We start from the raw sequence: 8028 nt of genomic DNA, 5'->3' as shown, positions 1-8028 counted from the left end.
GATACAGCCACACTTAACCGCATTCAAGATATAAACAAACTTTCACCTAAAGACAAGGAACTCGTATATGAGTTCCTCGATTCTTTCATCGCTAATAGAAAAATTAAAAACGTATTGCAATAAGAAGGTGGTATCTCCGATCTTTAAGCACCACCTTCTTATTTACAGCCTTATGTATTCAGCCATCTAAAACTTGCAACCCAAATATTTTCATCTTCTGAAAATTGAACTATCCCAATCGCAGATAATTCTTCTTCGTCATCTAATAATAATTCAAGCCCTGACTTAAGATTAATATTTAAACGCTCCAAATCATCCAAAGTCCCTCTGGTATTCAATCGAACCCTGCCTTGAGGATCGCAATTATTGAAATCAACAAAAATCTTTTGCATCATTATTACCAAAATTTGCTCACATTAATTAATCATTGAGTTTTCTTAGCAGGATTTTTTATAGGTGGATTTAATAATTCACTAATTGCTTGGGGAGTGAGATTGGTTAAGGTGGCATGATTAGGACTTTTACCCGACGTTTTAATTACGTCACCTCCAGCAGCACGAACCTCACCAACAGTTGTTACTCCAACTTGATTATGTGGAATATTTTGTGCCAGTTGCTCTACTGAGCATGTTCCACATTCAACCGAAACACCAGTAACACCTTCGGGATGATTACCGATACCTTTTGCTACAGATTCCGGAGTGTTTACCCCACCCCGAACCACTGTCGCATTATCAGGAAGAGGTACTTTTTCTGGCATACCTCCACCTTCACCTCTGCTTAAAGCTATTCCAAGACTCATTGTCTCTACGGCAACTTGCGCTACACTATTATTCTTAGAATCCATTCTATTGGCTATATAGTCATCCAACGCATTAATGCCTATCAGACTTAATACAGCATGTGAAAAATCTCGATTAAACGCACCAATAGGATTTTGTTTATAATAATCCGCAGTTGCATTAGTTATAAGACCTTTTTGGTCTCCATCATTATTTACTGTTCTTGGAACTATCAATGGTACAGTTCCCGAATCTCCTAAAAAATCATTATACCTAATCGGATTATTATAGTTAGAAGCATACGGACTCCACATCTCCATATTCTCTATCTTCGGATCTATCTGGTTCCACCTTCCTATCTGAGGATCAAGATTTCTTAGCTGTGCATCATATATATCCAGGTCTAACTCATTCGTATACTCGATCCCATTATACTTCTTCCTATTCTCCGCATAATTCGAGCCTTTGAGCGCATTGGAACTAATCCCCGCCATCGTCAACCCAAACGGATAATAATGCGTTTCCTCCAACATCGGCCCATTGCTCAAGCCCAACACGATGTCATCAAAATACACGTCCTGTTCCGTCTCATTACTGGTATAAACATACAAGAACCCACTTTTTGCGATAGGCATTTTATCCACTGCCAATAACTGCAACTCATCCGGTTGCCCTTGTACTTGCTTTACGCCACTGTTAGCATCTACTAAGTTAAACTGATCATCAAACAAAACAAAATTAAGATAAGCTTTAGGCTTGTCTGGTCTATGCTGATCCGGATCTTTTTGTTTAAGGCGCTGATAGTTATTATTATAAAAATCCACGGTGAAAGGTGAACGGCTATTCTGCGATACATCTCCATGTACGCCACCTTGTCCCTGGCTCATATTAAAGGCCTGAGCTAGTTCTGCCACCATTTCCGATACGGGAGCAGATTGTTTACTCTCTTTAGGCCCCTGAGACTTATAAAATGCCTTTGCACCTATTTGTACAGTATCTCCCGCCATTACCCGCAATACCAGCGATGGCCCGATTTTGTTCTCTCCTGCCTTGGCATTTAATTTAGCTACGAATGCATTCTGGACAGTAGTATTATCCTCCGGGTAACCTACTGGTTTAGGCGTACGTGTCTCCGTTATATTGCTGAACAAAGTGGTTTCTTTGGCAGCAGCTTCCTTTTCCATGGTAGCCGCATACATACTGAAATCTGTTTGTTCCGTCAATACAATCCGTACATTTCCCAAATGATCCTTCTCAAAATAATCATATACAAAAGATACCGGATGCCCCTCCTTAAAAAGAGGCCGGATGCGTCCTTCTTCATGCGCTAAAAATTGCAGGGAATCCTGTTGATATACGAAACCTCCTATATAATCTGTTACTGTTATTCTGGGCTGCGTACCAGTATTATCGGTTACCGTTTTTTTAAGCTTCGCACCGGTAGCATCGTATTGGTAGGTAATAGTACCCTTTCCATTAACCACAATATTTTCCGGCAGATTGAGATAATTATAATTAATAGAAGTGATGCCCTTATTCAGATCTTCTTTAAGGTTACCATTGCTATCATAACTATAATCATTGCCGGTATTTGTTCCATTAGTAAAATCTCCCAGCTGCGCCCCCACCGTATTAACAGGATCTGTTACTGCGATTAGTTTATTACTGTTCTTTGCATAATTATATGTCAGCCGATCAATGGTAGCCGGAGTATTATTTAATATACCTTCCTGAGTCATGCTTCCAATGTTTCCATTGGCATCATAGGTTAAATTACTTACCGAAAAATCTTTCTGATCCCGGGTCCATGCCGCTGCAATGGTATTTTGCTGGGTAAAGTCTGCCGAATTAAGCCTGTTCACTTTGTCGTATCCATAACCATAAGCACGTGCAATACCATCTGATTTGCTCTTCCACTTTATCCCCGCAATGTTGCCATTAAATTGTACATTAGTAAATCCATTATCATAATTGAGTTCTTGTCCAAACCAATTAGCAGCGGCAGCATCATTTACAAATGCTTTGTTTATTCCTTTCAACCATCCGTGGATATTATACTCGTAACTAATCGCATCCAATTGAGCGCCATTGCCGGTTACGCCTAAACGCTTTTGAACAAGCTGTCCTAACTCATCATAATTATTTTCGGAAATAACACGTTCCCAATCCGGTTTATCATTCACCCTTTTCTTTATGCTAACCAATCTTCCGGCAGGATCGTATTGCAGCATTGTAAGAATAGTAGTAACCAGTGTAGTACTGCTGGCAGGGTTTTTATGACGCAGGAAAGTGCTTAGTATTTTTCCATTAAAATCGTACAGGGTAGTTATTGTTTCCTTACCATTTTTGTGATTATCAGCTACCTGTTGTATAGTTCTTCCCCTTTCATCATAATAGGTACTGGTAGTAAGCCATTGCCCTGTTTCCAGTATCCTCACCTTACTACCAGTTACCAGACCCTTGGTTTGATTACTGGGTACAACCGGTAGCTCTTCTGCATATTGATTATTGCCTGCTTTCGGTTCTTTAATGTCCCCCGTTTCATAAGGTAGTTTACCTGCATAATTATAATCGTCATAAAACGTGTAAACTAAAGGTACTAAAGCACTCTCAGGAATACCAGGCAAAGGGTTAACAGCAACAATTATATCTGTCCCCCGGTTTACAGCAGGATCAATTTCTGCAACCAGTTCTGCTCCCTCACCGGTATCAAAACCATTTTGGAAAATAATGCTATTGGATGCCTGGTATAAAGAAAGGTAATCATAATCGCTCAATACCAAATCTGCCGGCCCGGGAAAGGTATAAGAAATTGATCTGGTATCAACAGCCGTATTCATTACATTTTGTAAATCGGTGCGAGAGGTAGCTGCATTATATAATGCAGCCATAGTAGGCCTGTCAAGCCCATCATAAAATGTAACCTTCCACTGATGCTGTTCTTTTAAATTGCCATCTCTTGTAAAAACAAGCCTGTCACGTATATCATACACCATTTCAGTAGAATCAGCCCCCGGTATTTTTTTGACGATCATTCTATTACGATCATCATAACGATATATGAAGCATAGCTCTGAAGCTATATTAGTAGGAATATTCCAATCTCCTACAATAGCTTCCACTGCTTTAGGAGGAAGTACAAACCGTAAATTACCCAAATCATCATACACATAATATGTACATAGCCAGCCCATATGTGCAGTGCCATAATCCTCAACCGCTTGCTGTTTTTTAAGCACTACCCGGCCATCCATATCTTTGTATTCTATTACTTGATTGCCAGCTTCATTTATGATAACATTTTTATATAAAGTTCCCGGGCTATAAACACCATTATTAGTATTTACCGGAATAATAGCATTAATACTCCATAGCCTAACTGAGTCTGCAATAGTATTTACCTGGTATTGCGCTTTTATAGGGTGGGCGCCACCTTCTTTTGCCCAACTATTGCCAGGAGCAAAAGTATTCAATACACGGTCCAACGGAGAGGTTTCAAATTCCGTTTGCTGATAATAGATAGTTTCTTCTGAAACTCCAGGATTTAAGTTACTATTCTGGTAATATGCCCGCTGTGCGTTAAAAGGATCTACTTTAAACTTCCCATCACTAGTATTGCCTGCTTGTGGTATATAAGGCAAGTATTTATACTGTTCCCTGCCAAAGGCATCATATATTACCGGGTGTACCACATCCTTTTGGGTTGCACTATTTCCTTTGACCACAGTCTGTATTAACCTGCCAAGCCCATCGAAGTACCGACTGGACTGTTTTACTTCTGCCACAGTGCGGCCTGTCGACTTGATAATTCCAGTATCAGTGGACTTGAGAACAGGTTCCCACATACGAACATAATTGATCTTGGTATTCGTATAGGCAGCAGGGATAGGTACCGCAGTTGCGGGGGGAACTATATTAACGGAAGATGGAATATTCTGAGCATGGAGCGCCGTTCCTGTTAGCCATAACAAGGCACCCAGCATAATAGGTTTTAAAGGACGCATTTCTTTAATTAAGATAGATTAAAAATTACCAGAACATTTCCAGCACTATCAACATTTCATTACACTGTTACTGATTGATATCTTGCTGATATTGGTAGTCCAATACTTTCAAAATATTCCTGTCCTCATCACGGATTACTTGTAACGCTCCAAAGTTGTCGTATTCATAATAAGCTATACGATCATTGGCAGTACAAGCACTGGTAATTCCCACCAATGGCTGATAGGTATAGGTAGTCATAGTAGCTCCTGCGGGATAAAGGCGCACTTCATCAATACCGCCGGCACCCGTAATACTGAACATGGTGCTTGTAGCGGTTATTTCGTGCCGGAAAAAGGTCCAGCCTCCGATTGTTTTACCTTTTACTACGGTACCAGAAGCTCCTGTAATGTTATAAGGGGATGATGTATTACTCCAATAGGAAACAATATATTTTGTGCCGTTAGTCACTGTTTTGGAAAGTGGGGTAGTTGCTGCTAGATTATAGTATTTTGTACCAGTTGGAGCAGCTCCTATAGTAATGCTTCCTGTATATGTCCAATTACCATTGGCGTCTGCTTCGAAGCTTGTATAAGCTACCTCTTTTAATGTGGCATTCATTACTTCTGCTACCAGAGAACTACCCTTATAATCCCACAGATATACTTCCCATGGACCACCTGGCAAACCTCTTTGAATGGGGTTTCCCCAATTATCATAATCTGATATAATATATCTGTCTTCTTCTGCTGCACTTCCACGCGTTAACCTTAACTTCTTAAGTATAACCAGATCAGGATTGTTGTTGTTAATGCCCGATTCAAAATGATATCTCTCCAGGAAATTATTATTGTTATATACTTCTTTTTCAATCTTAGCTTCCTGTATATTTTTACTTAGCATAGCATCAATAGCTACTGATTCTGCAGGAGATAAATTACTGATCGTGGCTTTATCTTTAGGATATTTGGTTTTCTCCAATACCACCTGCCCTTTACTATTAGCAGACTCTGTTTCTACAGGTAATATCCGGTCATTACCATTATACCGGTAGCTAATTGTTTTTTTTAGAACTGGTTCACCAGGATTGCCATAAAATGATTCGGTGCTTTCTGATAGCCGCTTTAAGCCAGCAGGAATAGGATAATCATAATAATCCCAATATTGGGATAATTTATCTTGAATAATGGTTCCTCCATTAAGATCGGTACCATTGATCACAATCAGCTTTCTTGCTACTTTTAAGCCATAAGCAGTTTGATGCACAAAGGTTTCATACTTATTGGTTTTTTCGCTGATTAATTCATATACGTTTCCATTGGATCTCTTGTAATGCTGCTCTTTAATTAATTGTCCATAGTCCCATGCCGCATTTATCAATAAATTCGGATCAGGTCTTTGATTAAAGTAGATTTTATCATTTTTTTCAAACTCAAATGTATAGATAGATTTACCATTATCACCGGCAGCACTGGTTTGGTACTTAGTAACCACGGGATAAACGATGGTATTTCCCCCGATATCTGAATAATTGAATAATGGTTTACTTGCAATTTCAAGTCGTTGGGCCGTCATATAAGCTGCATGAGTTAGATCTCCATAAAAATAATCCTGCAGGAAAGTACGCTGTTTAAACAAATAGTCAAAAAAACGAGGCTCACCTAATCCTGATTCGTTTTCCCCGTATTTATACTCATCCCGAGTGGCAATAACACCAGTGCTTGTATAATTGCTGACCATCTTTACTCTTAACCCAGGTCCCTCTTGTGCTTCTGTTCTTGAGGTGCTAATACGATTGGCTTCATACTCAAAATCAGTATAGCCACCCGTAGGAAAATAAATCCGTTTAAGGATACCCGCCTGCATGAATGTTTCGTTGGGAGTTCTGTTAGCGGGGTCGCTAATACTAGTTGTTTGTAACCCAGCGGTAGTCGTAATCTGATATTGCTGATTATTATCATCCAGAGCAATCAGATGTGTATTAGTACTTCGTCCATTATAGTATCCCCACCAGTCAATTGCACAGTTATTACGCGGTGGTAACTGCCGCTCATCATACTGTAGTTGATATTGCCTAAAATCATTGCCTATGGTACCATATTCCTTTACCCCTACTAGCTTTAGCCGGTATTTATCCTGTGGTTCAGCATAAAAATTATATCCGGATAAGTCGGCATTGAAATAACTATGTTCCAAGGCCATTCTTTTCAGCACATTACTATTATTATAAACGATCACCGAATCCAGCATATATCCACCGTAATCCTGCCTTCCGGAATGTGCAACAAACCTTATCTTTCCATTCGGAAAAGTGATCTGATTTAAATACAGATCTGTTGAATTCTCGTAAAAAAAGTTTACATCCCTTCCGCTGGAAAAGCCTGCCTTCAGGGCTCCATCATACACTGGCCCAAAAGACATACTGTAGTCAATTGTCCTAACATTAACACCACTATGGCCTATGTAAGAAAACGTAATCGTATCCTTTTTATTTTCCAATATCACCTTTGAGAGGTACCAACTGGTTACTGGAAAACCCATTTTATTACCTGCAGAGGAAAAATTAGCATGGTACGATTTGTCTTCAAAAATGTAAACCCGGCCATTAGTGTCTGTTACCCGGAAGTTTCCATCTACAAACTCAATCTTTACATCATCGTAGGTTATTTTCATTACTTGGTTGGATGCATCAAAAATGAAACGGCCTGATTTCCCCATAAAATTGTAAGAGAACAAATCTGGCTCACTATCGTAATTCTGATTACAAATGTTATCTATATCCTCCACATCTTTAATCCCAATCTGATTGGCTCTTTTAATACCTCGGTAAAAAATCCCCTGCGAAGATTCATCTGGCAATCCCATTACGGTTCTGCTGATTACGCCACCGGCATTTAAATTCCAGCCCAAACCAACAAAACTGGCCATGTCATTTACTCTTATACCAGAAGCATGGTAACCTAGAGAAATAGGTAAACTGAAATCCCTGACCTGTAAATTATACAACGGTATTTCGATAGTTGGCAGGCCCGTATACATACTCACCGGATATACCCCATAACGGGTAATTGATGAGGCCTCTGGAGTGGGAGGCGTCATCTTGGTCATCCGATCCTGGGCACTACTTTGTGCATACAGATAATTAAAACCTGGCAGAAACATAACTGATGCCAGTAAGAACATGGTCTTAGAGATAAAACACTTCATCATCTTTAAATCAAAAATTCGTATATTATTTCGGGTTACTGATCTGTCAAATACA

General features: G+C 39.5%; 3 protein-coding genes. All 3 read right to left on the bottom strand.

Annotation, left to right across the window (positions count from 1 at the left end; genetic code table 11):
• Nucleotides 1-170 precede the first annotated feature (170 nt).
• Nucleotides 171-395 (bottom strand): hypothetical protein, encoded by a 225-nt coding sequence (locus tag ACDQ55_RS17960; RefSeq protein WP_420982853.1) that lies wholly within the window; start codon nt 393-395, stop codon nt 171-173.
• A gap of 29 nt (nt 396-424) precedes the next feature.
• The gene (locus ACDQ55_RS17955; RefSeq protein WP_420982852.1) at nt 425-4786 is read right to left on the bottom strand and encodes a DUF6443 domain-containing protein; all 4362 of its coding nucleotides are present in this window, start codon (nt 4784-4786) and stop codon (nt 425-427) included.
• Nucleotides 4787-4853: 67 nt separating this feature from the next.
• Nucleotides 4854-7928, bottom strand: coding sequence for a hypothetical protein (locus tag ACDQ55_RS17950; protein ID WP_420982851.1), 3075 nt, complete (start codon nt 7926-7928; stop codon nt 4854-4856).
• Nucleotides 7929-8028 lie beyond the last annotated feature (100 nt).

It is taken from the genome of Chitinophaga sp. 30R24 (assembly GCF_049056765.1).
GTDB lineage: Bacteria > Bacteroidota > Bacteroidia > Chitinophagales > Chitinophagaceae > Chitinophaga.
Note: the sequence above shows the minus strand (reverse complement) of the source record. Positions and strands in the feature narration are given on the sequence as shown.

What these genes read in the sequence shown, in the direction of transcription:
- ACDQ55_RS17960 (WP_420982853.1), bottom strand. Translation starts at nt 395, where the DNA reads ATGATGCAAAAGATTTTTGTTGATTTCAATAATTGCGATCCTCAAGGC.
- ACDQ55_RS17955 (WP_420982852.1), bottom strand. Translation starts at nt 4,786, where the DNA reads ATGCGTCCTTTAAAACCTATTATGCTGGGTGCCTTGTTATGGCTAACA.
- ACDQ55_RS17950 (WP_420982851.1), bottom strand. Translation starts at nt 7,928, where the DNA reads ATGTTTCTGCCAGGTTTTAATTATCTGTATGCACAAAGTAGTGCCCAG.